Annotated in this window: 24 protein-coding genes, 1 tRNA gene and 1 pseudogene; 23 read left to right on the forward strand and 3 right to left on the reverse strand. The window is 68.1% G+C overall.

What is annotated here, in order from left to right; genetic code table 11:
* Positions 1 to 14 precede the first annotated feature (14 nt).
* A complete protein-coding gene (locus HWX58_RS01140) occupies positions 15 to 470 on the forward strand; it encodes an Lrp/AsnC family transcriptional regulator (RefSeq protein ID WP_175985154.1) in 456 nt (151 codons plus the stop codon).
* A 32-nt stretch (positions 471 to 502) separates the two neighbouring features.
* Positions 503 to 1,471 carry a 1,4-dihydroxy-2-naphthoate polyprenyltransferase gene (locus HWX58_RS01145; protein ID WP_175985156.1) on the forward strand — a complete coding sequence of 323 codons (969 nt, stop codon included), beginning with the start codon at positions 503 to 505 and terminating at the stop codon, positions 1,469 to 1,471.
* Between the two features lies 1 nt (position 1,472).
* Here HWX58_RS01145 and HWX58_RS01150 read toward each other — a convergent pair whose 3' ends face one another.
* The gene (locus HWX58_RS01150) at positions 1,473 to 1,790 is read right to left on the reverse strand and encodes a DUF4229 domain-containing protein (protein ID WP_175985158.1); all 318 of its coding nucleotides are present in this window, start codon (positions 1,788 to 1,790) and stop codon (positions 1,473 to 1,475) included.
* 108 nt (positions 1,791 to 1,898) lie between these two features.
* Here HWX58_RS01150 and HWX58_RS01155 point away from each other — a divergent pair.
* From HWX58_RS01155 to HWX58_RS01170, 4 genes and pseudogenes are all read left to right on the forward strand, one after another.
* Positions 1,899 to 1,971 (forward strand) — tRNA-Met (locus HWX58_RS01155).
* Positions 1,972 to 2,027: 56 nt separating this feature from the next.
* The gene (locus HWX58_RS01160) at positions 2,028 to 2,375 is read left to right on the forward strand and encodes a PLD nuclease N-terminal domain-containing protein (RefSeq protein WP_175985160.1); all 348 of its coding nucleotides are present in this window, start codon (positions 2,028 to 2,030) and stop codon (positions 2,373 to 2,375) included.
* Positions 2,372 to 4,038, forward strand: a pseudogene (gene menD, locus HWX58_RS01165) (2-succinyl-5-enolpyruvyl-6-hydroxy-3-cyclohexene-1-carboxylic-acid synthase). Before HWX58_RS01160 ends, menD begins: the two are co-directional and overlap by 4 nt.
* A gap of 196 nt (positions 4,039 to 4,234) precedes the next feature.
* The gene (locus tag HWX58_RS01170) at positions 4,235 to 5,089 is read left to right on the forward strand and encodes a polyphosphate kinase 2 family protein (RefSeq protein ID WP_175985162.1); all 855 of its coding nucleotides are present in this window, start codon (positions 4,235 to 4,237) and stop codon (positions 5,087 to 5,089) included.
* Here the strand turns inward: HWX58_RS01170 and HWX58_RS01175 are convergent.
* Positions 5,086 to 6,351, reverse strand: a complete 1,266-nt coding sequence (locus HWX58_RS01175; RefSeq protein ID WP_227529361.1) for an isochorismate synthase — start codon at positions 6,349 to 6,351, stop codon at positions 5,086 to 5,088. The two genes, HWX58_RS01170 and HWX58_RS01175, sit on opposite strands and share 4 nt — an antisense overlap.
* A 56-nt stretch (positions 6,352 to 6,407) precedes the next feature.
* Between HWX58_RS01175 and HWX58_RS01180 the strand changes: the two genes are divergently transcribed.
* The 5 genes from HWX58_RS01180 to HWX58_RS01200 are packed head-to-tail and all read left to right on the forward strand — an operon-like array spanning position 6,408 to position 11,315.
* The gene (locus HWX58_RS01180) at positions 6,408 to 6,992 is read left to right on the forward strand and encodes a DUF402 domain-containing protein (RefSeq protein ID WP_250646035.1); all 585 of its coding nucleotides are present in this window, start codon (positions 6,408 to 6,410) and stop codon (positions 6,990 to 6,992) included.
* The gene (locus HWX58_RS01185; RefSeq protein ID WP_284690590.1) at positions 6,989 to 7,744 is read left to right on the forward strand and encodes a ubiquinone/menaquinone biosynthesis methyltransferase; all 756 of its coding nucleotides are present in this window, start codon (positions 6,989 to 6,991) and stop codon (positions 7,742 to 7,744) included. Before HWX58_RS01180 ends, HWX58_RS01185 begins: the two co-directional genes overlap by 4 nt.
* Positions 7,745 to 7,765: 21 nt before the next feature.
* Positions 7,766 to 8,827, forward strand: coding sequence for a polyprenyl synthetase family protein (locus HWX58_RS01190; protein WP_175985164.1), 1,062 nt, complete (start codon positions 7,766 to 7,768; stop codon positions 8,825 to 8,827).
* A 36-nt stretch (positions 8,828 to 8,863) separates the two neighbouring features.
* Positions 8,864 to 10,237, forward strand: coding sequence for an FAD-dependent oxidoreductase (locus tag HWX58_RS01195; protein WP_175985167.1), 1,374 nt, complete (start codon positions 8,864 to 8,866; stop codon positions 10,235 to 10,237).
* A 37-nt stretch (positions 10,238 to 10,274) separates the two neighbouring features.
* Entirely contained in the window at positions 10,275 to 11,315 is a 1,041-nt protein-coding gene (locus HWX58_RS01200) for an alpha/beta hydrolase (protein ID WP_175985169.1), read from the forward strand.
* On the opposite strand, the gene HWX58_RS01205 is transcribed toward HWX58_RS01200, so the two are convergent.
* The gene (locus HWX58_RS01205; RefSeq protein ID WP_175985170.1) at positions 11,306 to 11,794 is read right to left on the reverse strand and encodes a YajQ family cyclic di-GMP-binding protein; all 489 of its coding nucleotides are present in this window, start codon (positions 11,792 to 11,794) and stop codon (positions 11,306 to 11,308) included. The genes HWX58_RS01200 and HWX58_RS01205 overlap by 10 nt on opposite strands.
* A gap of 191 nt (positions 11,795 to 11,985) precedes the next feature.
* On the opposite strand from HWX58_RS01205, the gene HWX58_RS01210 reads away from it, so the two are divergent.
* The 12 genes from HWX58_RS01210 (at position 11,986) to HWX58_RS01265 (ending at position 25,496) form a co-directional block, all read left to right on the forward strand.
* Positions 11,986 to 13,218: a sugar ABC transporter substrate-binding protein gene (locus HWX58_RS01210; protein ID WP_175985172.1), complete on the forward strand. Its 1,233-nt coding sequence runs from the start codon at positions 11,986 to 11,988 to the stop codon at positions 13,216 to 13,218.
* 65 nt (positions 13,219 to 13,283) lie between these two features.
* The gene (locus HWX58_RS01215; protein ID WP_175985174.1) at positions 13,284 to 14,897 is read left to right on the forward strand and encodes an ABC transporter permease subunit; all 1,614 of its coding nucleotides are present in this window, start codon (positions 13,284 to 13,286) and stop codon (positions 14,895 to 14,897) included.
* 1 nt (position 14,898) lies between these two features.
* The gene (locus HWX58_RS01220; protein WP_175985176.1) at positions 14,899 to 15,789 is read left to right on the forward strand and encodes a sugar ABC transporter permease; all 891 of its coding nucleotides are present in this window, start codon (positions 14,899 to 14,901) and stop codon (positions 15,787 to 15,789) included.
* Positions 15,790 to 15,857: 68 nt separating this feature from the next.
* On the forward strand, positions 15,858 to 16,028 hold the full coding sequence (locus tag HWX58_RS01225; protein ID WP_175985178.1) for a hypothetical protein: 171 nt from the start codon (positions 15,858 to 15,860) through the stop codon (positions 16,026 to 16,028).
* A 111-nt stretch (positions 16,029 to 16,139) separates the two neighbouring features.
* On the forward strand, positions 16,140 to 17,180 hold the full coding sequence (locus HWX58_RS01230; RefSeq protein ID WP_175985180.1) for an ABC transporter: 1,041 nt from the start codon (positions 16,140 to 16,142) through the stop codon (positions 17,178 to 17,180).
* A 7-nt stretch (positions 17,181 to 17,187) separates the two neighbouring features.
* Positions 17,188 to 17,685: a DUF6121 family protein gene (locus tag HWX58_RS01235; protein ID WP_250646036.1), complete on the forward strand. Its 498-nt coding sequence runs from the start codon at positions 17,188 to 17,190 to the stop codon at positions 17,683 to 17,685.
* Between the two features lie 52 nt (positions 17,686 to 17,737).
* Positions 17,738 to 18,385: a spermidine/putrescine ABC transporter substrate-binding protein gene (locus HWX58_RS01240; protein WP_175985182.1), complete on the forward strand. Its 648-nt coding sequence runs from the start codon at positions 17,738 to 17,740 to the stop codon at positions 18,383 to 18,385.
* Positions 18,386 to 18,601: 216 nt separating this feature from the next.
* Entirely contained in the window at positions 18,602 to 18,970 is a 369-nt protein-coding gene (gene rpsL / locus HWX58_RS01245) for a 30S ribosomal protein S12 (RefSeq protein WP_017201609.1), read from the forward strand.
* 5 nt (positions 18,971 to 18,975) lie between these two features.
* Entirely contained in the window at positions 18,976 to 19,446 is a 471-nt protein-coding gene (gene rpsG, locus HWX58_RS01250; protein WP_017201608.1) for a 30S ribosomal protein S7, read from the forward strand.
* Between the two features lie 98 nt (positions 19,447 to 19,544).
* On the forward strand, positions 19,545 to 21,659 hold the full coding sequence (gene fusA, locus HWX58_RS01255; RefSeq protein WP_175985185.1) for an elongation factor G: 2,115 nt from the start codon (positions 19,545 to 19,547) through the stop codon (positions 21,657 to 21,659).
* A 151-nt stretch (positions 21,660 to 21,810) separates the two neighbouring features.
* The gene (tuf, locus tag HWX58_RS01260; protein ID WP_175985187.1) at positions 21,811 to 23,001 is read left to right on the forward strand and encodes an elongation factor Tu; all 1,191 of its coding nucleotides are present in this window, start codon (positions 21,811 to 21,813) and stop codon (positions 22,999 to 23,001) included.
* Positions 23,002 to 23,189: 188 nt separating this feature from the next.
* Entirely contained in the window at positions 23,190 to 25,496 is a 2,307-nt protein-coding gene (locus HWX58_RS01265) for a DUF7933 domain-containing protein (RefSeq protein ID WP_175985190.1), read from the forward strand.
* The last annotated feature ends 99 nt before the right edge of the window (positions 25,497 to 25,595 follow it).

The raw sequence follows: 25,595 nt of genomic DNA on the forward strand, positions 1-25,595 counted from the left end.
ATACTATTCCACCCATGGAGGATGCTGTCGACCGCCGGATCATCGCCGAGATCTCTGAGGATGCTCGGGCGACGCTTGCCCAGTTGTCGGAGGCCGTCGGCCTGTCGACGTCGGCCGTGCAGTCGCGACTCCGCCGTCTGGAGTCCCGCGGTGTGATCGCCGGGTACCGGCCGATCCTGGATGCCGAGGCGGTGGGCAAGCCGCTGTCCGCGTTCATCGAGATCACCCCCCTCGACCCGGGCCAGCCCGACAACGCCCCCGAGCTTCTCGAGCCGATGCCCGAGATCGAGGCGTGCCACTCGATCGCCGGCAACGCCAGCTACATGCTGTTCGCGCGCGTCGCGTCGCCCAGGGCGCTGGAAGAGCTGGTCAACGGCATCCGTACCGTTGCGAACGTCAGCACCCGTACGACGGTCGTGCTGCAGACGTACTACGAGAACCGTCCGATCGCCGTCGCCACGGAAGAGTAGGGCCACAGGCGCCAGGACTAGAATTTTCCTTCGTGGCAGCATCCTCCAAGCGCAAGAAGAAGGTCGGGAACCGCAGGCCGGTTCGAACCAGCGGGAACCCCGCCAAGCGTCCGATTGTCGAGGCCCCGCCGATCACCGCGCGCGACTGGATCGGCGCGGCTCGTCTGCGCACGCTACCGCTGGCCATCGCCCCCGTCGTCATCGGCACCGGCGCGGCCCAGCTCGGAGGCCGGGAGCTGCACTGGGTCATCGCGCTGGCCTGCCTCGCAGTCGCCGTGCTGCTGCAGATCGGCGTGAATTTCGCCAATGACTACAGCGACGGCGTCCGCGGCACGGATGCCCACCGCGTCGGGCCAGCCCGCTTGACGGCATCCGGCCGTGTCGACCCGCGCACGGTCCTCATCATCGCCCTGTCGTTCTTCGCACTCGCCGCCCTCGTCGGGCTGGCGATCGTCATCCGCACCGGGCAGTGGTGGATGCTCGCGGTCGGTGCCGTCTGCATCGTCGCGGCGTGGTTCTACACCGGCGGCAAGCGGCCGTACGGCTATTTCGGCCTCGGCGAGGTCTTCGTCTTCGTCTTCTTCGGCCTCGTCGCCACACTCGGCACCACATGGGTGCAGGCGTTCCAGCTGCCGCAGGAGGCCTGGATCGGGGCGGTCGCAGTGGGACTCTTGGCCTGCGCCGTTCTGCTGGCGAACAACCTGCGCGACATCGATCAGGACCGCCGGGTCGGCAAGCGCACGCTCACCGTGCTGATCGGACGCAGGGCGACCCAGATCGTCTACACCGTGTTCCTGCTCGTGCCGTTCCTGCTCTCGAGCAGTCTGGCGCTGCTCTACCCGATCGCCTGGCTCGCGCTGCTGGCCCTGCTCGCAGGGCTGCCGGCCATCCTCATCGTGTGGACGTACCGCCAGCCGAAGGAGCTCGTGGTCGCGCTCGGGCTCACATCGCTTTGTGCGCTCGCGTACGCGTGCGCGCTCTACTGGGCGTTCGTCGGCTGAATCAGCTCTCGCGCTGTGCGCCCGAGTCGCCGGATGTCGGCGCGTCGAGCGCGGCATCTTCGGCGTCGGCATCCTGCGCTGCCGCGCTCTGCCGGCCGGGACCGCGCGACTCGCGCCGCTCGTAGATGTCGGCGGATGCTCCGGAGAGGGGCTTGCGCAGGAACAGCACCGACAGGCTCATGCCGATGAGCGCGGCGAAGATCGCGGTCAGCCACCAGTACTCGCGCATGATCGGGAAGAAGAACCACATGATCGCCAGCGGCACGAGGAACGCCAGCAGCCGCAACACGGAGTAGACGAGAATCGGCGGCAACTTCATCCCTCCAGTGTAGGTCGGCGCGAAACATGGCGACATTCAGCGTCGCTTTCCGAGATCTTCCGTCCGAACCTGGTCGCCTGCATCCACGCCCGGTAGCGTCGAAGACATCGCGACGGTCCGGGTGGTTCCGGGCTCCGGTTCATACCCGGAAGCGCAGCGGGTTCGAATCCCGTCGTCGCGTCGACGCCCGCCCAGGCTCACCGACCCCGCATAGGAGAACCGGCCTAGACTGGAGGCGTGGCGAGAGTACTGATCGTCGGGGGCTTCCTGGCCCTCGTCTTCTGGGTGTTCAGCATCGTGGACTGCGCAGTGCAGCCGGCGACGCGGCACCGGGGCGTGCCCAAGGCCGCCTGGATCGCGATCGTCGTCCTCATCCCCGTGCTCGGCGGCATCCTGTGGTTCGTCCTCGGACGACGCCGTCGCAGCGACCAGGAGAGCATCCGCTCCGTCGCGCCCGACGACGACCCCGAGTTCCTGCGCAGCATCAGCAAGACCGAGCAGGATGAGCGCATCCGCCGGCTGGAGGAGGAGCTCGCCCGCCTTGACGACGAGACCGACGGCCCCGCCGCCGACTCGCGTTCATGACGGCATCACCGGCAGCGGATGCCGCGGCATCGCTCCTCGCCGAGCTCGTCGCTCACGGCGTCCGCGATGTCGTGATCTCGCCGGGTTCCCGATCGCAGGCGCTTGCGCTCGCCGCGACCCATCTCGCCCGGCAGGGGTCCATCCGCGTGCACGTGCGCATCGACGAGCGCGTGGCGGGCTTCACCGCTCTCGGCCTCGCCCGTGAGACGCGGGTGCCGGCTGCCGTCGTCTGCACCTCGGGCACGGCCGCCGCGAATCTGCTGCCGGCGGCCATGGAGGCGTTCCATTCCGGGATCCCCCTGCTGCTGCTGACCGCTGACCGACCGCCTGAGCTGCGCGGCGTCGGCGCGAACCAGGCGACGATCCAGCCCGGCTTGTTCGGGGCGTTCGTGCGCTGGCAGCATGATGCGCCGGTGCCCGGCGATGGTTCGTGGGGTGGTCTCGGCGCGCGTGCCGTCGCCGCGGCCATGGGAGCGGATGCCGAACAGGTGGGCCTGCCGGGTGTCGCGGGCCCCGTGCATCTGAACCTCCCCGCCCGCGAACCGCTGTCGACGGCACTGCCGGACGACTTCACGGCAGCGCCCGGGGCGGCCCCGACGGCGGATGCCGGCGAACCGATCGTGCTCGAGCACGGGCCCCGCACCGTCGTCATCGCGGGTGCGGATGCCGGACCCTCGGCGGAAGACGTCTCGCACGCCGGATCCTGGCCCCTGATCGCCGAGATCGTCAGCGGGTCCCGGTTCGGCAGGTACGTCGTACACGGCTACCGGGAGCACCTGCGCGATCCTGACCTCGGCGGACGCATCGAGCGCGCCGTGGTGCTCGGCCACCCGACTCTCAGCCGCGAGGTCGCAGCCCTCCTGAAGCGCGACGACGTCGAGGTCGTCGCCGTCGCGGCGGCGAGGCGCTGAACCTCAACGGACGCTCGCGGGCAGCGGCATCCGTCACCATCGCTCGCGGCGACGCCGACCGCGCCTGGCTCGGTGAATGGATGCAGGCGTCCGCCGCATCCGTCGTCGACCTCAGCGAGAACGCCCCCGACCAGGACGGCCTGCACTCCACGAACCTCTCGGCCCGTCGCGACGCCATGCGCGCCGAGCTCGCGGCCGTACGCCGCCCGCTCGATCGCGAGCTGCTGGTGGATGCCGTGTGGCGGGCGACCTGGCCGCACGACCGGCTGATGTTCGGTTCGTCCCGGCTCGTCCGGGTCGCCGACGCCGTGCTCGGCGGCAAGAAAGTGCCCGTGCACGCGAACCGCGGACTCGCCGGGATCGACGGCACGATCGCGACCGCCACCGGCATCGCGCTCGCGAGCCAGGCGGACGGCGCAGCCGGCGTCACCCGCGTGATCCTCGGCGATCTCGCGTTCCTGCACGACGTCGGCGCCCTCCTGCTGCCGCCCGACGAAGTAGAGCCGCGTCTGCAGGTGATCGTCGGCAACGATGGCGGCGGGACGATCTTCGACGGACTCGAGGTCGCGGCATCCGCACCGCGCGAAGACCTCGACCGCGTGTTCTACACGCCGCACACCGCGCAGCTCGAGCAGCTGGCCGCAGCATACGGGTGGGGCTATCAGCGCATCACGACCCGCGCGGCCCTCGACCAGGCACTGACCTCTCCGGTCGCCGGTCGCCAGCTCATCGAGGTGCCGCTGCCGCGCTGACGCCTCCGGCGGCCGCGCCCTCCGTTGGGCACAACTTCGGATGCCGCGGCCGACACTCCGGGCTGATGGCCCCGGCCCTGGCGTGTTCGTGCTCCCATCCGAAGCTGTGCACGGGGTGGACCGGTCTGTGATCCGAAGCTGTGCACGGGGTGGATCGGGGGTGTGATCCGAAGCTGTGCTCGGGCAGGATGGGCAGATGGGCAACCGAGGCTGGACCGACGAGGCATCCGAGATTCTGCGCGTGGGGGAGGGATTCCGGCTGTCGGACGTCGATCCGGGCAGCCACCCCGGCTACGCGGGAGGCAAGAAGAGCGCCGAGAAGGAGCTCGCCGTCGGGATCGAGGCGCTCAGCGAGCTGCAGGAGCGCCTGTTCGCGGCGAGTCGCACCGGCAACGCGAAGGACGCCGTGCTGCTCGTGCTGCAGGGGATGGATTCCGCGGGCAAAGGCGGGATCGTCCGGCATGTCGTCGGCGGGGTCGACCCGCAGGGCGTCGAGCTCGCGGCGTTCAAGGCGCCGACGAAGGAAGAGCTCGAGCACGACTTCCTCTGGCGCATCGAGAAGCGACTGCCGCAGCCCGGCTTCATCGGCGTCTTCGACCGCTCGCACTACGAGGATGTGCTCGTCGGCAAGGTTCGCGCGCTCGCGCCGGCGGACGAGATCGAACGCCGGTACGACGCGATCAACGCGTTCGAGGCGCGGGTCGCGGCATCCGGCACGCGCATCGTGAAGGTCATGCTGCACATCTCTCGGGAGGAGCAGAAGGAGCGACTGATGGAGCGCCTCGAGCGCCCCGACAAGCACTGGAAGTACAACCCCGGCGACGTCGACGAGCGGATGCTGTGGCCGCAGTACATGGCGGCGTATCAGACCGTCTTCGAGCGGACCTCGACCGAGGCCGCGCCCTGGCACGTGGTCCCCGCGGACAGCAAGTGGTACGCCAGGCTCGCCGTGCAGGAGCTGCTGCTGACGGCCGTGGAGGACATCGACCCGCAGTGGCCGGCCGCCGACTTCGACGTCGAGGCCGAGAAGAAGAGGCTTGCCGCCACTTAGGCCAGCGCGTCGACGAGCGGGCGGAACTTCACCCGGGTCTCGAGCAGCTCGGTCTCCGGGTCGCTCGCCGCGACGATCCCCGCGCCCGCATACGCCGTCACCGCGATGGCCTCCGGCCCTGCCGTGAACTGCGCGCAGCGCAGCGCGATCGCCCACTCGCCGTTCCCGTCGCCGTCGATCCAGCCCACCGGGCCCGCGTATCGACCGCGGTCGAACGGCTCGATCTCGCGGATCGCCGCCACGGCGGCCGGCGTCGGCGTACCGGCCACGGCCGCTGTCGGATGCACGGCCCCGACGAGGTCGAGCGCGGACTCGCCTTCGGAGAGTTCGGCCTCGACATCGGTGGCGAGGTGGAACAGGTTCGGCAGCTTCAGCAGGAACGGCTGCTCACTCGCCGCCATCGCCCGCACGTGCGGGCGCAGCGACTCCAGCAACGACTGCACGGCGTACTCGTGCTCGTCGATGTCCTTCGTGCTCGACGCCAGATGAGCCGACGCGGCGGCATCCTCGTCGGCATCCGCTCCGCGCCCGATCGTGCCGGCCAGCACTCGTGCGGTGACCGTGCGATCCTGCACGGTCACGAGGGTCTCGGGGCTCGCGCCGATCAGGCCGTCGACCGCGAACGTCCACGTGTCGGGATACCCCGTCGACAGCGCCCGCACGAGTCGGCGCAGATCCGATCCGGCCGGAATCGTGCCCGCCAGATCGCGGGCCAGCACGATCTTGCTGGCCTCGCCGCCTGCGATCCGCGTCAGCGCCGCGCGGACGGACCGCTGATACCCCTCGGGCGACTGCGCGCCCGGCCCGACGGTCCCCGCCCAATGCGGCCCGTACGCTCGTGATTCGAGCGCGGCGTCGGGCTGGTCCTGCGGCAGGTCGTCCCCGGCCTGCGCGATCCGGGTGATCCACCCGCGCCCCTGGTGCCTGCCGAGGATGATCGAGGGAACGAGGAGGATGCTGTCGGCATCCGAACCCTCATCGAACGTCAGCGCCCCGAACCCGACCAGTCCGGTGCCCGGCAGGCCGACGGGGTCGTCGACCTCGGCGTTCTCGGAGAGCGCGCGCCAGGCATCCGCCATGATCGTGCTGCGCAGCGCTCCTTCGCCGGCGGGCACCCGGATGGATGCCAGCACCGTGTCGCCGACGGCGACGATCCCGTCACCTCGGCGGAGCCACGCGAGCGGCCGATCGGGGTCGGCATACGCCAGCAGGTCGTCGACCGGATCGAATTCTCGGGTCTGCACGATCAGGCGGTGGGTCACATACCCAGAATAGTTCGCACCCGCGCCCCGGCAGGCGTGCCGCGTAGTGTGGGGGAGTGAGCACGCGTCCCGCACCCGGAACCGAGATGATCTTCCAGTGGCGCAAGTGGGACGGCTCGCCGCACTGGCGCCATGAATGCGTGTACCTGGGCGCGGATGAGTGGGGCGACTGGGTCGGTCAGCCGATCGGCTGGCACAGCATCCGCCCGGGTGCGGAGTTCTACGCCGAGGCGTCCAACGTCACCCTCGTGCCGCCGTCGGGCGACTTCGCCCTGACGGTCAATCGCGACCATCCGATCGGGATGCGCGTCTACATCGACCTCGGCTGGGACGTGCGCTGGACCGACGACCCGCTGCTGGCGACGGGCATCGACATGGATCTCGACGTCATCCGCCTCGAGAATGAGCGGGATCCGGTCGAGGGTCCGAGCGGCACCTGGGTGGACGACCGCGACGAGTGGGCCGAGCACAGCATCCGGTACGGCTACCCGGCGGATGTCATGAGCCGCCTCGAGGCGCTGACCCTCGACCTCGAAGACCGAGTCCGGCGTCAGGTCGCGCCGTTCGACGACGCGACCGCCGACCGCTGGCTCGACCGCCTGGAAGCGCTCGGGCTCGAGCGATCTAGACTGGACGCGTGAACGAGCCCAACCGCGCCGACCTCGGCAAGGACCCGAAGCGCGTCAGCGGCATGTTCGATCAGGTCGCCCCCGGATACGACCGGACCAACACCGCCATGACCTTCGGCAACGATGCGTTCTGGCGCGCGGCGACGACCCGTGCCGTGGCCCCGAAGCGCTACGAGCGGATTCTCGATCTCGCTGCGGGCACGGCATCCTCCTCGGCATCCCTCGCTGCCAGCGGAGCAGACGTCGTCGCCGCGGACTTCTCGCCCGGGATGCTGGCCGAGGGCAAGCGCCGCCACGGTCACCTGCCCAACCTCTCCTTCGTGGAGGCGGATGCCATGAACCTCCCCTTCGGCGATGACGAGTTCGATGCCGTCACCATGTCGTACGGCCTGCGCAACGTGCAGCAGCCGAAGAAGGCGCTCGCCGAGTTGTTCCGCGTGACGAAGCCCGGTGGACGCATGGTGATCAACGAGTTCTCCACCCCGCCCGGCCGAGCCTTCCGCGGCCTGTACCGCTTCTACAACGCGCAGGTCCTCCCGCGTGTCGCGCGCCTCGCCGGCACCAACGGCGACGCCTACGACTACCTGAACGAGTCGATCGCCGACTGGCCGGACCAGAAGCGGCTGTCGGCGTGGATCCGCGAGGCGGGATGGACCGAGGTGCACTACCGCAACCTCTCCTTCGGCATCGTCGCCCTGCATCGCGCGGTCAAGCCGGCGGCGCCCGGCGCGATCAACCCGCCTCGTGCGACGAGCGCGGCCTGAGCCGCGGGTAGGGTGGAGATCGTGACTTCGAACCCCGCCGCACCGGGTTCGCGCCTCGCGAGCCGACTCGGCTTCAGCGACCGTGTTTTCGTCGGCCCGGCCGCGCGACGCGTCGTTCGCCAGATCGAAGACGGGCTCGACCTCGTCGAGTCCGGGCTCGCCGATGAGTTGCACGTCGCGGACTCGATCGCCGACGCCTCGGCACGCTATCTGTACGAGGCCGGCGGCAAGCGCATCCGTCCCGTGCTGACGCTCCTGACCGCACAGCTCGGCGAGGGCAACATCCCCGCCGTGATCGACATCGCCAAGGCGCTCGAGATGACCCACCTCGGCTCGCTGTACCACGACGACGTCATGGACGGCGCCGACCGCCGCCGCGGGGTCCCGGCCGCGCACGCGGTGTGGGGCAACAACGTCGCGATCCTCACCGGTGACATCCTGTTCTCGCGGGCGAGCCAGCTCATGTCGAGAAACGGCGAGCGCGCGATCCGGCTGCAGGCCGACACGTTCGAGCGCCTCGTCCTCGGGCAGCTGCACGAGACCGTGGGTGCGCAGGAGGACGACGACCCGATCGAGTTCTACATCCAGGTGCTCGCCGACAAGACCGGATCCCTCATCGCCGCGGCCACGCAGGGCGGCGCGATCTTCTCGAACGCCCCGGCCGAATATGAGGAGCCGCTGCGCGTCTACGGCGAGAAGGTCGGGGTCGCGTTCCAGCTCCTCGACGACGTCATCGACCTCTCCGCCGATCCCGCTGAGACCGGCAAGGTCCCCGGCACCGATCTGCGCGCCGGCGTGCCGACGATGCCGTACCTGCTGCTGAAGGCCGAGACGGATGCCGCATCCGCCGCGCTCGCCGCGCGCATCGACGACGGCGTGGCCCGGATCTCCGACGGAGCCGACCCCGCCATCCTCGACCAGCCGCTCGCCGAACTGCGCGACCACGCCGTCACGCAGAAGACGCTCGAGCTCGCGCGTGCCTGGACCCGCGACGCGACCGCGGCGCTCGCCCCCCTGCCCAAGGGCACGGTGCGCGACGCCCTGATCCGCTTCGCCGAGACTCTTGCAGACCGCAGCAGCTGACCGATCCGCGCAGCTGCAGCATCCGAAAGGACACCCATGACCAAGCTCAGGCTTGCCATCGTCGGCGCAGGCCCCGCCGGAATCTACGCGGCGGACATCCTGCTGAAGACCGAGCGCTCCTTCGACGTCTCCATCGACCTGTTCGAGCAGCTCCCCGCACCCTACGGCCTGGTCCGCTACGGCGTGGCCCCCGACCACCCCCGGATCAAGGGCGTGATCAACGCCCTGCGCGACGTGCTCGACCGCGGCGACATCCGCATCTTCGGCAACGTGCGCTTCGGCGAGGACATCACGCTCGACGACCTGAAGAAGCACTACAACGCCGTGATCTTCGCCACCGGCGCCATCCGCGACTCGGCCCTCGACATCCCCGGCATCGACGCCGAGGGCTCGTTCGGCGCCGCGGACTTCGTCAGCTGGTTCGACGGCCACCCCGACGTGCCCCGCGAGTGGACCCTGGACGCCGAGTCCGTCGCCGTGCTCGGCAACGGCAACGTCGCGCTCGACGTCGCCCGCATCCTCGCCAAGCACGCCGAGGATCTGCTGCCCACCGAGATCCCCGACAACGTGCACGCCGGCCTCGAGGCGTCGAAGATCACGGATGTGCACGTGTTCGGCCGTCGCGGCCCCGCCCAGGTGAAGTTCACCCCGCTCGAGCTGCGCGAGCTCGGCGAGCTGCGCGATGTCGACATGGTCGTCTACGACGAGGACTTCGACTACGACGAGGCTTCCAAGGACGCCGTCGCCAGCAACAAGCAGGTCAAGGTCATCGACCGCATCCTGCAGCAGTGGCGCACCCGCCCGTCGGTGAACAACGCCGGGGGAGAGGCCTCCCGACGCCTCCACCTGCACTTCTGGGCCAAGCCCGTCGAGATCAAGAAGGATACAGATGGCAGGGTCGCGGCCATCGTCTACGAGCGCACGCAGCCCGATGGCTCGGGCGGCGTGACCGGCACCGGCGAGTTGCGCGAGATCGCGATCGGCCAGATGTACCGTGCGGTCGGCTACTTCGGCTCGCCGCTGAAGGACGTGCCGTTCGACAAGAAGCACGGCGTGATCCCGAACCGCGAGGGCCAGGTCATCGCGAAGGACTCCAACCAGCGCGTTCCCGGCATCTACGCCACCGGCTGGATCAAGCGGGGGCCGGTCGGTCTGATCGGCCACACGAAGTCCGACGCGATGGAGACCGTGCAGCACCTCGTCAACGACCAGGGCTCGTGGTGGCAGCCGGAGGACCCGTCCGAGGCCGCTATCCCCGCGCTGCTCGAGTCGCGCGGGGTCCAGTGGACCGACCTCGACGGCTGGCACCGCCTCGACGAGCACGAGATCGCCCTCGGGGGGCCGCACGACCGCGCCCGCATCAAGGTCGTTCCGCGCGACGAGATGGTCCGCATCTCCCGCGGGGAGTAGCGAGTCGAAGCATCCCGCCCGCGGCTAGACTGACGCCATGACCGCGTGGCTGCTTGACGTCCTCGGGGACGAGTTCGAGCAGACCACGCTGCCGCTCGGAGAGGATCACGAGGGTGAGGTCGTCGCGACGCTGGTGCGTGCTCTGCCGCCGGCGCCGCCCGAGCCGCCGAGCGGCTGGGAGCGGTTCGTCCGTCGTCTGCGCGGGATGCCGCAGGCGGACCCGCCCCCGATGCTCGACGGGGTCGACGTGCTCTACGTGCACGGCTGGTCGGACTACTTCTTCCAGAAGCGGCTGGCCAGGTTCTGGACGTCTCAGGGCGCCCGATTCTTCGCCCTGGACCTGCGCAAGTACGGCCGCAGCCTCCGTGACGGCCAGACGCCCGGCTACGTCACCGATCTGAAGACGTACGACGAGGACATCGCCGCGGCGCTCGAGGCGATGCGGTCGGATGCCGTCGGCGATCGTCGGCTGGTGCTCATGGGACACTCGACCGGTGGCCTGGTGCTGAGCCTGTGGGCATCGCGTCATCCGGACGCTGCGGATGCCGTGATCCTGAACTCGCCGTGGCTGGAACTGCAGCTCGCGCCGCTGCGCGCCGCGATCATCCCGATGATCGAGCTGCAGGCGCGGCTGCGCCCGATGGAAGCCGCTCCGCAGATCGACCTCGGCTTCTACGCCCGTGCGCAGGCGGCGGTCGCTGACCCCGACGACCTGATGGAGACGAATCCGACGTGGCGCCCGGTGCCCGCGATGCCGGTGCACGCCGGCTGGCTCCGCGCGATCACGCGCGGTCATCGAGCCGTCGCCGACGGCCTGACGATCACCGCGCCGGTGTGCGTGCTCCTGTCGAAGCGCTCGGCGCTGCCGACGAGGTGGTCGGACGAACTGACCTCGGCCGACACGGTTCTCGCCGTCGACGGGATCGCGCAGCGGGCGCTCGGGCTCGGATCATCCGTGACGATCGAGCGCATCGACGGGGCGCTGCACGACGTGTTCCTGTCGCGCAAGGACGCGCGCGATGACGCCTACGCGCGGCTGGAGCGCTGGGTGACCGGGTGGGCGGCGGCTCAGCGGTAGTTGATGAACTGCAGGTCGATGTCGAGGTCTGAGCCCTTGAGAAGCGCGATCACGGCCTGAAGGTCGTCGCGGCTCTTTGACTGCACGCGCAGCTCGTCGCCCTGGATCTGGCTCTTGACGCCCTTCGGGCCCTCATCGCGGATGATCTTCCCGATCTTCTTCGCGTTCTCGGACGAGATGCCGTCCTTGAGCGTCGAGACGATCCGGTACTCCTTACCGCTGGCGAACGGGTCGCCCGACTCGAGGCTCTTGAGCGAGATGCCGCGCTTTATGAGCTTGGACTGGAACACATCGAGGACGGCCTTCGCGCGCTCCTCGGTGTTCGCCTTGATGAGGATCGACTCGCCGCTCCACTCGACCGAGGCGCCGGTGCCCTTGAAGTCGTAGCGCTGCTCGACCTCCTTGCGGGCCTGGTTGAGGGCGTTCTCCGCCTCCTGGTGGTCGACCTTGCTGACGATGTCGAACGATGAGTCTGCCATGGCGCCATCCTATCGATTCGCTGTTCGCCCCACGATTCTGAAAGCGCGTCCATGCTCGCGGCCCGGTCGCCCGCTTCTGTTACAGCTTGGTATCGGCCGCTTCTGCGATTGCCAGACCGGGCGCCTGCCATGCATACTGTAAGCGCTTGCAGTTCTGCGAGCACCTAACGCATCAAGAGAGGCACACACCAATGAAGGTGAACAAGAGGGGCATCCTCGCGTTCGGCGCCGTCGCCGCCGTTTCCACGCTCACGCTCGCCGGCTGCGCTGCAGGTGGAGCAGAGAACAACTCCGGTGGCGACGAGTCCACCGATTCCTCGCTCACGGTCTGGGTGGATGCGGAGCGCGTCGACGCGCTCCGGGGCGCTGCTGACGCGTACGAGGAGAAGACCGGCGTGAAGGTCGAGATCGTCGGCAAGGATGTCGACACCATCAAGGACGACTTCATCCAGCAGGTTCCGACCGGCAAGGGCCCCGACATCACCATGGGCGCGCACGACTGGCTGGGCGAGCTGTCCACCAACGGCGTCGTGGCTCCGCTCGAGCTCGGCGACTCGGCATCCGACTACCTCGATGTGGCCCTCCAGGCCTCGACGTACGACGGCTCCGTGTACATGCTCCCGTACGCGGTCGAGAACATCGCCGTGCTGCGCAACGCCGACCTCGTCGCCGAGCCCGCCACCGACTTCGCCGACATGATCGCCAAGGGCAAGGCCGCGGGCCTCGACCAGCCGTTCGTCGTCGAGCAGGGCGCCGAGGGCAACCCGTACCACCTGTATCCGTTCCAGACGGCCTTCGGTGCCCCCGTCTTCGGCACCGACGCGTCCGGCAGCTACGACGCCGCCGATCTGCAGCTCGGCAGCGAGGGCGGCACCGCCTTCGCCCAGTGGCTCGGGGAGCAGGGCGCCGCGGGCGTGCTGAACACCGACATCGACGGCGAGATCGCCAAGCAGCAGTTCCTCGACGGCAAGGCAGCCTTCTGGCTGACCGGCCCGTGGAACGTCGGCGCCGCGGTCGACGGCGGCATCAACGTCGAGATCGACCCCGTCCCGAGCCCCACCGACCAGGTCGCCTCGCCGTTCGCCGGCGTCAAGGGCTTCTTCGTCAGCTCGGAGTCCGACAACAAGGTCGCTGCGAACGACTTCCTCGTGAACTACCTCGGCACCGAGGACGTCCAGCTCGAGCTGTTCAAGGCGGGCAACATCCTCCCCGCCCTCACCGCTGCGGCCGACACCGCGGCATCCGACCCGATCATCGCCGGTTTCCAGACCGTCGGTGCCGACGCCGTCCCGATGCCCGCCATCCCGGCCATGGGCGCCGTGTGGGAGTTCTGGGGCGTGGCCGAGGCCGCCATCATCAACGGAGCCGACCCGGCCGCGACCTGGCAGAAGCTCGCCGACGACGTCGCGGCAGCGATCAAGTAACACCAGTGAGCCTGTCGGGGCGAGCGCAGCCGCGCTCGCCCCGACAGCGTGATGACGGGATGAACATGAGCGACACCACCGAGGCGGAGCAGACCCCGCCCCCGACCCGGCGCCAGCGTCAGGCTGCGAGCATCGCCGAGGCGGCGTCCGGACGCATCGGCTGGATGCTGCTGAAGATCGTGCTCCTCGCGATCGTCGATGCGATCGCCCTCTACGCGGCCTTCGTGCTGTTCACCCACCACGAGTGGGTCGTGCTGGCGCTCGTCGTCCTCGTCACGCTGCTCGTCAACTACATCTACTTCTCGCGCAAGGCGGTCCCCGCGAAGTACCTCACGCCCGGCGTGATCTTTCTGATCGTCTTCCAGGTGTTCACGCTGCTGTACACCGGCTACATCGGATTCACGAACTACGGAACCGGTCACAACGGGTCGAAGGATCAGGCCGTCGCCGCCCTCATGCGCTCGGCGCAGGAGCGCGTCGAGGATTCGCCCGCCTACCCGGTCACCGTCGTGGAGCAGCTGGGCACGCTCGGCCTGCTCGTCACCGACCCGGATGACGGCGACGTCAGCGTCGGAACGAACGACCAGCCGCTCGCAGACGTCGACGGCGCGACGATGGACGGCGGCAAGGCCACCGCGGTCGACGGATGGGCCTCTCTCAGCTTCGCGGAGGTGCTGGCCCGCTCGAACGAGATCGAGCAGCTCTCGGTGCCGTTCAGCGACGACCCCAACGACGGCGCCATCCGCACGCCCGACGGGCAGAACGGGTACCTGTACGTCTCCTCGCTCGAGTACGACGAGGCCGCCGGCACCATGACCGACACCGACTCGGGCACCGTCTACGAAGACATCGGCACCGGCGCGTTCACCTCGGCGGACGGCGAGGAGCTGCTGCCCGGCTGGCAGATCACCGTCGGCTTCGACAACTTCGTCCGCGCGGTGACCGATGAGTCGATCCGCGGGCCGCTCATCTCGGTCACGATCTGGACCTTCGTCTTCGCCCTGATCTCGGTGGCGTCGACCTTCTTCCTCGGCCTCCTGCTCGCGCTGGTGTTCAACAACACCCGGATGCGTTTCCGCAACGGCTACCGCATCCTGTTGATCCTGCCCTACGCGTTCCCGGCGTTCCTGTCGGCCCTGGTGTGGGCGGGCATGATGAACGAGAGCTTCGGCTTCATCAACCAGGTGATCTTCGGCGGAGCATCCATCCCCTGGCTGACCGACCCTGTCCTCGCCAAGGTCTCGGTGCTCATCGTGAACCTGTGGCTCGGCTTCCCGTACATGTTCCTGGTGTGCATGGGCGCTCTGCAGGGCATCCCCGAAGAGGTCAACGAAGCCGGTGTCATGGACGGCGCGAACCCGTGGCAGATCTTCCGCCAGATCAAGCTGCCGCTGCTGCTGGTCACCGTCGCGCCGCTGCTGATCTCGTCGTTCGCGTTCAACTTCAACAACTTCAACCTGATCTACATGCTCACCAACGGCGGCCCGCGGTTCGACGACGTGTCGATCCCGGTCGGCCACACCGACATCCTGATCTCGATGGTCTACAAGGTCGCCTTCACCGGCCAGACCCGCGACTACGGTCTGGCATCCGCCTTCACGATCATCATCTTCATCGTCGTCGCTGTGATCTCGATCATCAGCTTCCGCAAGACCAAGGCGCTCGAGGAGCTGAACTGAGATGACCACCACGACCCCCACCAAGGTCCGCCGGCGCTCGTTCGGCGCCTGGTTCGCCGACACCGGATGGCGTCACCTCGTCGCCGTCGTCGTCAGCATCTTCGCGATCTTCCCGCTGCTGTACGTGTTCTCCGCGTCTCTGAACCCGCGGGGCACCCTCACCGGATCGAACCAGCTGTTCTCCGCCGTCGGCATCGACAGTTACGTGCGCATCCTCACCGATCCGCAGAACCCGTATGCGAAGTGGTTCCTCAACACGCTGATCATCGCCGTGGTGACCGGGTTCGTGACGGTGTTCATCGGGGCCTGCGCCGCATATGCCTTCTCGCGCATGCGCTTTGCAGGACGCCGCGTGGGGCTGGTCACGATCGTCGTGGTGCAGATGTTCCCTCAGCTGCTCGCCGTCGTCGCGATCTTCCTCCTCATGACGACGCTGGGGGACTGGTTCCCCGCGATCGGCCTGAACACGCACACCGGCCTGATCCTCGTCTACCTCGGCGGCGCGCTCGGTGTGAACACGTACCTCATGTACGGCTTCTTCAACACGATCCCGAAGGAGCTCGACGAGGCAGCCCGCATCGACGGCGCCGGTCACGCGCGCATCTTCTTCACGATCATCCTGCGCCTGGTCGCACCGATCCTCGCGGTGGTGGGGCTGCTGAGCTTCATCGGCACGGTCAACGAGTACGTGGTCGCGAGCGTCATGCTCATCGACCCCGAGCAGCAGACGCTCGTCGTGGGTCTGACCAAGCTGGTCTCGAACCCGCGCTACGCGGACTGGTCGGCGTTCTCGGCGGGCGCCGTGATGGCGGCCATCCCCGTGATGGTGCTGTTCCTCTTCCTGCAGAAGTACATCGTCGGCGGGCTCACGGCGGGGGCGACGAAGGGCTGATGGCGCCGCTGCGCTCTCCCTCGCGTGTCCGTCCGGCGGCCGCCGGGCACCGGTCGTACCGTGGAAGCATGGCACGGGCGGACGGCAGCAACATGGCGCTGAGCTGGATAGCGGGCGTGATCTGCACCGCTGTCGTGGCGGCGCTGTTGTGGCTCGCCGTTCCGATGGGGCCGGTCATGGTGCAGTTCGTCGGCGACACGCTCCGCTCGGTCGCGCCGGGCACGGCAGAGACCCCCTGAGCGTCGCCGCGCCGCGCGATCGCGGGTCGGACGACACGTCGGCACGCCTCCGCTTCGGGGCGCCGACGCGACGATATCCTCGCACTGCACATTCCGACGAGAGGCGCCCCCATGAGTGACCCCGAGGTCCCCCAGCACGAGCAGAAGTCCGACGTCGACGACGTCGTCGACAGCGCGAACGCCGGCCTCGCCGAGGCCGAGGCGGCGCGCGCTGACGTGAACGGAACGCCGGCCGCAGATGCCGACACCACGCAGAATGCCGTCCCGGCGGATGCCGCGGACGCCACCACGACGCACGATGCCACCGCGACGCAGAACGAAGCGACGGCGGACGCCGTCGACCCCGACCTCGCCGCCTTCGAGGCCGCAGAGCGCGACCACCCCGGAACCTTCGCCGCACCGGCCTCGGCATCCGATGAGGGCGGTTTCCGTCCTGTAGCCGCCGAGCCTGCGGCGTCCGTCGCTCACGACGATTCGATCGCCGACACCGCGTACCGTCCGACCGTGCAGGACGACACCGACACGCGCGTGGTGCCGTCCGAGCCCGTCGTCGGCGCAGCCGCCCCCGCGGTGGTGTCCGTGCAGCAGCAGCCCATCTTCGTGCAGGCCCCCGAGCCGCCGCGCGAGCGCGGCAACCGCGGCACGGCCGGCGCGATCGGTCTGCTGGCGACGCTCGCGTTCGCCGTGCTCTACCTCGCCGCTCAGCTCGGCTTCGGTGCGCTCGCCGGCGACGTCACGGCGGACAACCTCGCCGATGCCGCCCTCGCGCCGCTGATGACGTGGGGCTTCTGGACGCCCGTCGTCGTGTTCTTCATCGGCTTCTGGCTCCTCGGCGCGATCATCAACCGCGGCCGCTGGGGTCTGTGGGTCGTCTTCGGCCTGCTCGTCGGCGTCGCCGCCTATCTCGGGTACATCCTCGGCCAGCTGTTCGAGGCGCCGTTCTGGCTGATCACGGCATCCGAGGCATCAGAGCTCGTCGGGCAGCAGCTGTTCACCCCGCTCGCCCTCGCCGCCTTCGTGCTCGGGCGCGAGCTGACCATCTGGTTCGGTGCCTGGGTCGCCCGCAGCGGCGCCCGCAAGACCGAGCTCAACGACGAGGCCCAGCGCGAGTACGAGCGCACGCTCGAGGCCGGTCCTCAGCTGTCCAGGTAACCGCATCATGTCTACGCCAGACCCCCGCGGCCCGGTGCCTGCGGGGGTCTCGGCCGTTCTGGCGACGGCCATGACGACGATCGGGTTCTTCGCCCTGGCCGTCTTCGGCCTCGGCGCACTGAGCATCGCGACGGATGCCGACGTCATCGCCGTCCCCGGGCTCGGGCAGGCCCCGGGCATCGTGGGCATGGTCGCGGCGGTCGCCGTGTTCGCCGGCGTCCTCTGGCTCGCCGTCCGGATCGCTCGCCCCCGGTTCCGCTCCGTCTGGACGATCGCCCTGGCCGCGGCCCTCGCGCATCTGCTCCTGGTCGGCATCGCCGCCCTCGTCGTCAGGGGCGAGTTCGTCACGGCGCTGGCGGTCATGGGAGGACTGATCACCGGGGGAGCGAGCCTCGTGGTCCTCGTCGCGGCGGCGGTCGCCGGCTGGGCGGGGGTCGCGCTCCGGCGCACGCGCGCGTCTCACCCGCGCTGGCCGTGGGAGAAGGACGATCCCGATCATCCGTGACGCGGATGCCATAAATCTCCGGTCCGCGCACGGTTCGCCGTACCCTTGACCTGTGGAGCGCTCGCTGGAGACGCAGGTCGACCAGGCCGTGGAGGCCTGGCTGCGTTGGGTGCCGCGCTGGGAGCCGGCCACCCACCGCGGCCGCGTCGCGCCGTGCCGGCGCTGCCTCGGCTCGCCGATCCTCTCGGCCGTGGGCATCGGATCGAACGTGCCGCACGGCGTGCAGCACGGTCTCTCCACCCGGATCAAGACCGTCGTCGACCACGCGGTCGCCGAGTACACCGCACGCAATCTGCCGATGCTCCAGGCCGAACTCGATCAGCAGGCTGCTCGCAACCGCGCGCGCAGCTATCGTCCGTCCGAGGACCTCGACCCCGAGTACGAGGGGATGCCGCTGGACCCGGATCCTGTGCCGGGCGCTCCGTTCCTGTTCACGATCGCCGCTCTCGCCGACGATGACGTGGCCGAGCTTCCGCCTCTGCCGCCGCTGTCGGACGAGGCGAAGGCGGCGCTGCGTCAGGAGGTCGGTCTCGCCGACGAGTACGCGAACATGATCGGGCGGGAGATCTGCGGGATGCTCCTGCGGCATCGTCTGGCCGTGCAGGGTGCGATCTCGCAGTACGTGGAGCCGCAGATCGAGGCGCTGCTGGCGGAGCTGACCCAGGCGCTGGACTCGCCGTTCGATCCGGAGACGCCGTAGCACCGCATCCGATCTCATTTGACCGCTTGCGTTACGCGGGATTACACTTGGTCAGGTGTGTGCACGTCTCTGCGTGCCTGCACACGGGCTCCGGTCCATACCGGTCAGCCCCCACGGCATACCCACCACACCAAAAGCTCGCCTGATCGGGCGCGCCGGTGGGTCATGATGTGAAACCCATCACGCTGTCACCGTGCAGCACTATGAGGAGAGAACGTGCCAACCATTCAGCAGTTGGTTCGCAAGGGTCGTTCGCCCAAGGTCACCAAGACCAAGGCGCCCGCCCTGAAGTCGAACCCCCAGCAGGCCGGGGTCTGCACCCGCGTCTACACCACCACCCCGAAGAAGCCGAACTCGGCGATGCGCAAGGTCGCTCGTGTGAAGCTCCGCAACGGCACCGAGGTCACCGCCTACATCCCCGGTGAGGGCCACAACCTGCAGGAGCACTCGCTGGTGCTCGTCCGCGGTGGTCGTGTGAAGGACCTCCCCGGTGTGCGTTACAAGATCGTCCGCGGCGCCCTGGACACCCAGGCTGTCAAGAACCGTAAGCAGGCTCGTTCCCGCTACGGCGCGAAGAAGGGTTGAGTTAGATGCCTCGTAAGGGACCGGCCCCCAAGCGCCCCGTCGTCAACGACCCCGTATACGGCGCTCCGATCGTCACCTCGCTGGTGAACAAGATCCTCGTCGACGGCAAGAAGTCGCTGGCCGAGTCGATCGTCTACGGCGCCCTCCGCGGCGTCGAGGCGAAGAACGGCCAGGATGCTGTCGCCACCCTCAAGAAGGCGCTCGACAACGTGCGCCCCACCCTTGAGGTCCGCAGCCGCCGCGTCGGTGGCTCGACGTACCAGGTGCCGGTCGAGGTCAAGCCTCACCGCGCCAACACCCTCGCGCTGCGCTGGCTCGTCAGCTACGCCAAGGGTCGTCGCGAGAAGACGATGACCGAGCGTCTCCAGAACGAGATCCTCGACGCGTCGAACGGCCTGGGCGCTGCAGTCAAGCGTCGTGAGGACACTCACAAGATGGCCGAGTCGAACCGCGCGTTCGCTCACTACCGCTGGTAAACAGCTTCGCCGGGGTCGATCCCCGAGCCTGTCGAAGGGCTCGATCCCGGCACCCCCTCTCTTCGCAGTCGCACTGCTAGACAGAAAAGGACACTCCTGTGGCACAAGACGTGCTCACCGACCTGAGCAAGGTCCGCAACATCGGCATCATGGCGCACATCGATGCCGGCAAGACCACCACCACCGAGCGCATCCTGTTCTACACGGGCGTGAACCACAAGCTGGGCGAGACGCATGACGGCGCCTCGACCACCGACTGGATGGAGCAGGAGAAGGAGCGCGGCATCACGATCACGTCTGCCGCCGTGACCTGCTTCTGGAACAACAACCAGATCAACATCATCGACACCCCCGGTCACGTGGACTTCACGGTCGAGGTCGAGCGCTCGCTGCGCGTCCTCGACGGTGCCGTCGCCGTGTTCGACGGCAAGGAGGGCGTCGAGCCCCAGTCCGAGACCGTGTGGCGTCAGGCCGACAAGTACGGCGTTCCGCGCATCTGCTTCGTCAACAAGATGGACAAGCTCGGTGCCGACTTCTACTTCACCGTCGACACGATCGTGAACCGCCTGGGTGCGAAGCCCCTCGTGCTGCAGCTCCCGATCGGTGCCGAGAACGACTTCGTCGGCGTCGTCGACCTCATCGAGATGCGCGCGCTGGTGTGGCCGGGTGACGCCAAGGGTGACGTGACGATGGGTGCCTCGTACGAGGTGCAGGAGATCCCCGCCGACCTCCAGGCCAAGGCCGAGGAGTACCGTCAGCAGCTGCTCGAGACCGTCGCCGAGACCGACGACGAGCTCCTCGAGAAGTTCTTCGGCGGCGAAGAGCTCACCATCCCCGAGATCAAGGGCGCCATTCGCAAGATGGTCGTCGCGAACGAGATCTACCCCGTGCTCTGCGGCTCGGCGTTCAAGAACCGCGGTGTCCAGCCCATGCTCGACGCCGTCGTGGACTACCTCCCCAACCCTCTCGACGTCGGCGCCATCCAGGCTCACGACCCGAAGGACGAGGAGAAGATCATCGAGCGTCGCCCCAGCGCGGACGACCCGTTCTCGGCCCTCGCGTTCAAGGTCGCGGTGCACCCGTTCTTCGGTCGCCTGACCTACGTCCGCGTGTACTCGGGGCACCTCGAATCGGGTTCCGCCGTGATCAACTCGACCAAGGGCAAGAAGGAGCGCATCGGAAAGATCTTCCAGATGCACGCCAACAAGGAGAACCCGGTCGACTCGCTCACCGCGGGCAACATCTACGCCGTCATCGGCCTGAAGGACACCACCACCGGTGACACCCTCGCCGACCCGGCCGCCCCGGTCGTCCTCGAGTCGATGACGTTCCCCGAGCCCGTCATCGAGGTCGCGATCGAGCCGAAGACGAAGGCCGACCAGGAGAAGCTGGGTGTCGCCATCCAGAAGCTCGCCGAAGAGGACCCGACGTTCCGTACGGAGCTCAACCCCGAGACCGGTCAGACGACCATCAAGGGCATGGGCGAGTTGCACCTGGACATCCTCGTCGACCGCATGAAGCGCGAGTTCCGCGTCGAGGCGAACGTCGGCAAGCCCCAGGTGGCATACCGCGAGACCATCAAGAAGGCCGTCGAGAAGCACGACTACACGCACAAGAAGCAGACCGGTGGATCGGGTCAGTTCGCGAAGATCCAGTTCACGATCGAGCCCCTCGAGGTCACGGCTGAGAAGACGTACGAGTTCGAGAACAAGGTCACCGGTGGCCGCATCCCGCGCGAGTACATCGAGCCGACGAACCAGGGCTTCCAGGACGCCATGGCCACGGGTGCCCTCGCCGGCTACCCCATGGTCGGTGTCAAGGCGATCCTGATCGACGGTGCGTCGCACGACGTCGACTCCTCGGAGATGGCGTTCAAGATCGCCGGCTCCATGGGCTTCAAGGAGGCCGTGCGCCGCGCGAACCCCGTGCTGCTCGAGCCGCTGATGGCCGTCGAGGTCCGTACTCCCGAGGAGTACATGGGCGACGTCATCGGCGACCTGAACTCGCGTCGTGGCCAGATCCAGTCGATGGAGGACGCCACCGGCATCAAGATCGTGCGCGCTTCGGTGCCGCTGTCCGAGATGTTCGGCTACATCGGCGACCTGCGCTCGAAGACTTCGGGCCGCGCGGTCTACTCGATGGAGTTCGACTCGTACTCCGAGGTCCCCAAGGCCGTCGCGGACGAGATCATCCAGAAGACCAAGGGCGAGTAAGCCCTTAGCCGACCGGCCCCTTCGCGGGGCCGGTCGGACAACACACAACTTCACAAAGCACTCTCTACTAAACTGAGAATCAAACCCCGTAGAGAACCGGTCACAATCCAGTGCCCGGCAATCTCTACACGAACGTCCTGAGGAGGACCCAGTGGCCAAGGCCAAGTTCGAGCGGACCAAGCCGCACGTCAACATCGGAACCATCGGTCACGTTGACCACGGCAAGACGACGCTGTCCGCAGCCATCTCCAAGGTGCTCGCCGACAAGTACCCGTCGGACACCAACGTTCAGCGTGACTTCGCTTCCATCGACTCGGCGCCGGAAGAGCGCCAGCGCGGTATCACGATCAACATCTCGCACATCGAGTACGAGACCCCCAAGCGTCACTACGCGCACGTTGACGCCCCCGGCCACGCCGACTACGTCAAGAACATGATCACCGGTGCTGCTCAAATGGACGGCGCCATCCTCGTGGTCGCCGCCACCGACGGCCCGATGGCTCAGACCCGTGAGCACGTCCTGCTCGCCAAGCAGGTCGGCGTTCCGTACCTGCTCGTCGCGCTGAACAAGTCCGACATGGTCGACGACGAGGAGATCCTGGAGCTCGTCGAGCTCGAGGTCCGCGAGCTGCTCGCCGGCCAGGGCTTCGACGAGGACGCTCCTGTCGTCAAGGTCTCGGCGCTCAAGGCGCTCGAGGGCGACGAGAAGTGGGTCGACTCGATCCTCGAGCTCATGCAGGCCGTCGACGACAGCGTTCCGGACCCGGAGCGCGACCGCGACAAGCCGTTCCTCATGCCGATCGAGGACGTCTTCACGATCACCGGTCGTGGAACGGTCGTCACCGGCCGCGCCGAGCGTGGAACCCTCGCCATCAACTCCGAGGTCGAGATCGTCGGCATCCGCCCGACGCAGAAGACCACGGTCACTGGTATCGAGATGTTCCACAAGCAGCTCGACGAGGCATGGGCCGGCGAGAACTGTGGTCTGCTGCTCCGTGGCCTCAAGCGCGAGGACGTCGAGCGCGGCCAGGTCGTCGTGAAGCCGGGTTCGGTCACCCCTCACACCAACTTCGAGGGCACCGCCTACATCCTCTCGAAGGAAGAGGGCGGCCGTCACAACCCGTTCTACACGAACTACCGTCCGCAGTTCTACTTCCGCACCACCGACGTCACCGGCGTCATCACGCTGCCCGAGGGCACCGAGATGGTCATGCCCGGCGACACCACCGACATGACGGTCGAGCTCATCCAGCCGATCGCCATGGAGGAGGGCCTCGGCTTCGCCATCCGTGAGGGTGGACGCACCGTGGGTGCCGGTACGGTCACCAGCATCATCAAGTAAGCACCAGCTTCCTCGTAAAGAGGGTCGAGCCGAAAGGCTCGACCCTCTTTTTCGTTCCCGCGAGCGAAGATTTCCGTCAGATTGACGTTCGGCAGTGGCATCTGCCCTTTGTTATCCGTTAATATAGCCAGAAGGCCATAGCAGACGCGTGCGCAATAGACTTTTGACTATAGTTGGGGTGAACGTTCGTGGGTGCTGGGGCGAGGGCCGGTCTGTGGAGTGCGCGCGCGGTCGCCGCAGCCTCCGTCGTCGGAGCCCTCGTCATCGGCGGTTTCGTGCCGTCGGCGGTCGCCGCAGACGACACGCCAGCGCCGGTGCCGGCGTCGACGGCCCCGGACCAGTCCGATGACGCGGCCGAGCCGTCTGAGCCCGCGGCTGAGGAGTCCAGGCCCGCCGACGAGTCCGCGCCTGTCGACGAGTCCATTCCTGGCGGCCAATCCGCACCGGGGACCACTCCCGAGGCGAGTGATGAGCCGTCCCCTTCGCCGAGTCCGACGGTGACGCCGTCCGTTGCCCCGAGTGGGACGGCGCCCGACACGGGCGTCACGAAGCCGCGCAGCCTGTCTCGCATGGCGGTACTCGCCGCCGTTGCGAAGGCTCCCACCGAGGTGTGGACCGAGGAGTTCGATACGCAGGCATCCCATCGGGGAACCGTCATCAGGCTGGATCAGGTGCGGTTCTCGAACAATTACACGGCCGATGCCTTCTGGCTCGACTACGCGAAGTGCAATGGCGTCGTGGTCGACTACACCGTCTCTACCTACCCCGACGGCGTCTGCGCTTCTTCCAACACGAACAATCAGACCAATGCGCGAGTGAACGTACGCCGACTGGCCGATGTTCTCGGCCAAGTCGGTGCGGGACTCACCCGATCCACGGCGAGCACCCAGCGGAATCGAGTGCTGGTCGAGTGGACCGACAGCGGTCAGGGTGCAGCGGGTGCGAACCGCGTCTTCCAGCGCACCACGAGCCTGGGACTATCGCAGACCTTGGCGCGCTACTATGCGGCATCCATCGACATCGCCGAAGCCTCGTGCGGTACAACCTCGCAGCGTTCGCAGCTCACGCTCGCGCTCACCGCTACGGGCTCCCCGGTGACCACCACGGCGATCACGGCGTGCACTGATTCGCGCGCTCTGCCGTACACCTCGCCGTTGCCGTCCGGCTTCAGAAACTGGGTGTTCGGCGGAGACAGCGTGCGGGCCGGCCGCTTCACCTCGGACACCGCACTGCTCATCCAGCCGAACCAGCTCGAGATGCTGCGCCCGACGGTGCGCAACCTCAACAACAACAGCGGCGGCAACGACTTCGCGATCGACAACCTGCGGATCGTCGACGTCACGCCCACGCTCGGCAAGGCGTTTAGCCCGGCGACTATCACTGCCGGTGAGAAGTCCACCCTCACGTTCACGATCACGAACACCTCCGAACTCGCGGCGAAGCCCGACATGTCGTTCACGGACGCCCTTCCCCGCGGTCTGGTGGTCGCGCCGAACCCGGCGGTGAGCGGTACCTGCCGGAGCATCACGGGCGCGGAGCTCGCATACTCGGGCAACCCCGGCGCAACGTCGATCTCGCTGTCGGGATTCGATTTCGCATCGGGCGAGGCCTCCTGCACAGCCACGATCGACGTCACCGCAGCCCAGCAGGGCACCTACGCCAACGGGTCCGGCAACCTCACAACGATGCTCGACGTGACCCAGACTGCGACTCTCACCGTGCTGCCGAAGGCTACCCTGACCCTGGTCAAGAGCGCCGGCTCGGCGACGGCGACCGCCTGGACGCTGTCGGCGACCCCGACGAGCGGCGCCGCACTCACGGGCGCGACCGGCTCTGCCGGAGTCACCGACGTCGTCGTCGCTCCGAACAGCCAGTTCCAGCTCTCCGAGACCGGTGGCCCGGCCACCTACGTGCAGACCGGGTGGAGCTGCAAGGACAAGGCAGGAGCGTCGGTCGCCGTGGCCTCCGACAAGAAGGTCACGATCGCGCCCAATGCGGAGGTCACCTGCATCTCGACGAGTGCAACCGCACGGATCACCCTCATCAAGCAGGTGCTGAATCCGCCCGCCGGCGTGAAGGAGGGCGCGTGGACGCTGACGGCGACGCCGGCGGCGCTCACCGGGCTGACGTCGTCGAGCGTCCTGGGAAGCAGCACGGGAACGGCGATCGACGTGCGGCCGGGCCACGCCTACACGCTGAGCGAGGCCACAACAGCGGCGAACACCCCGCGCACCTGGTATCAGACCGTGTTGCAGCAGTGCACTGACGCGAGCGGAGCGAACTGCACGGAGGTGGGATCGTCCATCACCGCCCCGGCGGTCGGCCAGAACGCCTACTACCGATTCGTCAACGCGCAGGCGCCTCAACTCTCGCTGCCGCTCACCGGCGGTCCCAGCGCCGATGCGTTCCTGATCGCCGGCGGGGCGACCATCGCCGTCGCCCTCGTCGCCGCTCTCATCGCACGCCGCCGTCGCCGCCAGGAGTCGGTCGCCTGATGGAACAGCATCGCATCCGTCCTCATCCACCCAGCAGACGCGCCGCCGCCAGGCAGCGCCCCGCCATCCGCAAGACCAACATCAACACCACATCGATCT

Source organism: Microbacterium tenebrionis (assembly GCF_903645325.1).
Classification (GTDB): domain Bacteria; phylum Actinomycetota; class Actinomycetes; order Actinomycetales; family Microbacteriaceae; genus Microbacterium; species Microbacterium tenebrionis.

Bases quoted from the DNA above. Each gene is read 5' to 3' on its own strand.
- HWX58_RS01140 (WP_175985154.1), top strand. From the start codon at position 15: ATGGAGGATGCTGTCGACCGCCGGATCATCGCCGAGATCTCTGAGGAT.
- HWX58_RS01150 (WP_175985158.1), bottom strand. From the start codon at position 1,790: ATGAAGTTGCCGCCGATTCTCGTCTACTCCGTGTTGCGGCTGCTGGCG.
- HWX58_RS01170 (WP_175985162.1), top strand. From the start codon at position 4,235: ATGGGCAACCGAGGCTGGACCGACGAGGCATCCGAGATTCTGCGCGTG.
- HWX58_RS01195 (WP_175985167.1), top strand. From the start codon at position 8,864: ATGACCAAGCTCAGGCTTGCCATCGTCGGCGCAGGCCCCGCCGGAATC.
- HWX58_RS01200 (WP_175985169.1), top strand. From the start codon at position 10,275: ATGACCGCGTGGCTGCTTGACGTCCTCGGGGACGAGTTCGAGCAGACC.
- HWX58_RS01205 (WP_175985170.1), bottom strand. From the start codon at position 11,794: ATGGCAGACTCATCGTTCGACATCGTCAGCAAGGTCGACCACCAGGAG.
- HWX58_RS01210 (WP_175985172.1), top strand. From the start codon at position 11,986: ATGAAGGTGAACAAGAGGGGCATCCTCGCGTTCGGCGCCGTCGCCGCC.
- HWX58_RS01215 (WP_175985174.1), top strand. From the start codon at position 13,284: ATGAGCGACACCACCGAGGCGGAGCAGACCCCGCCCCCGACCCGGCGC.
- HWX58_RS01220 (WP_175985176.1), top strand. From the start codon at position 14,899: ATGACCACCACGACCCCCACCAAGGTCCGCCGGCGCTCGTTCGGCGCC.
- HWX58_RS01225 (WP_175985178.1), top strand. From the start codon at position 15,858: ATGGCACGGGCGGACGGCAGCAACATGGCGCTGAGCTGGATAGCGGGC.
- HWX58_RS01230 (WP_175985180.1), top strand. From the start codon at position 16,140: ATGAGTGACCCCGAGGTCCCCCAGCACGAGCAGAAGTCCGACGTCGAC.
- HWX58_RS01235 (WP_250646036.1), top strand. From the start codon at position 17,188: ATGTCTACGCCAGACCCCCGCGGCCCGGTGCCTGCGGGGGTCTCGGCC.
- rpsG (WP_017201608.1), top strand. From the start codon at position 18,976: ATGCCTCGTAAGGGACCGGCCCCCAAGCGCCCCGTCGTCAACGACCCC.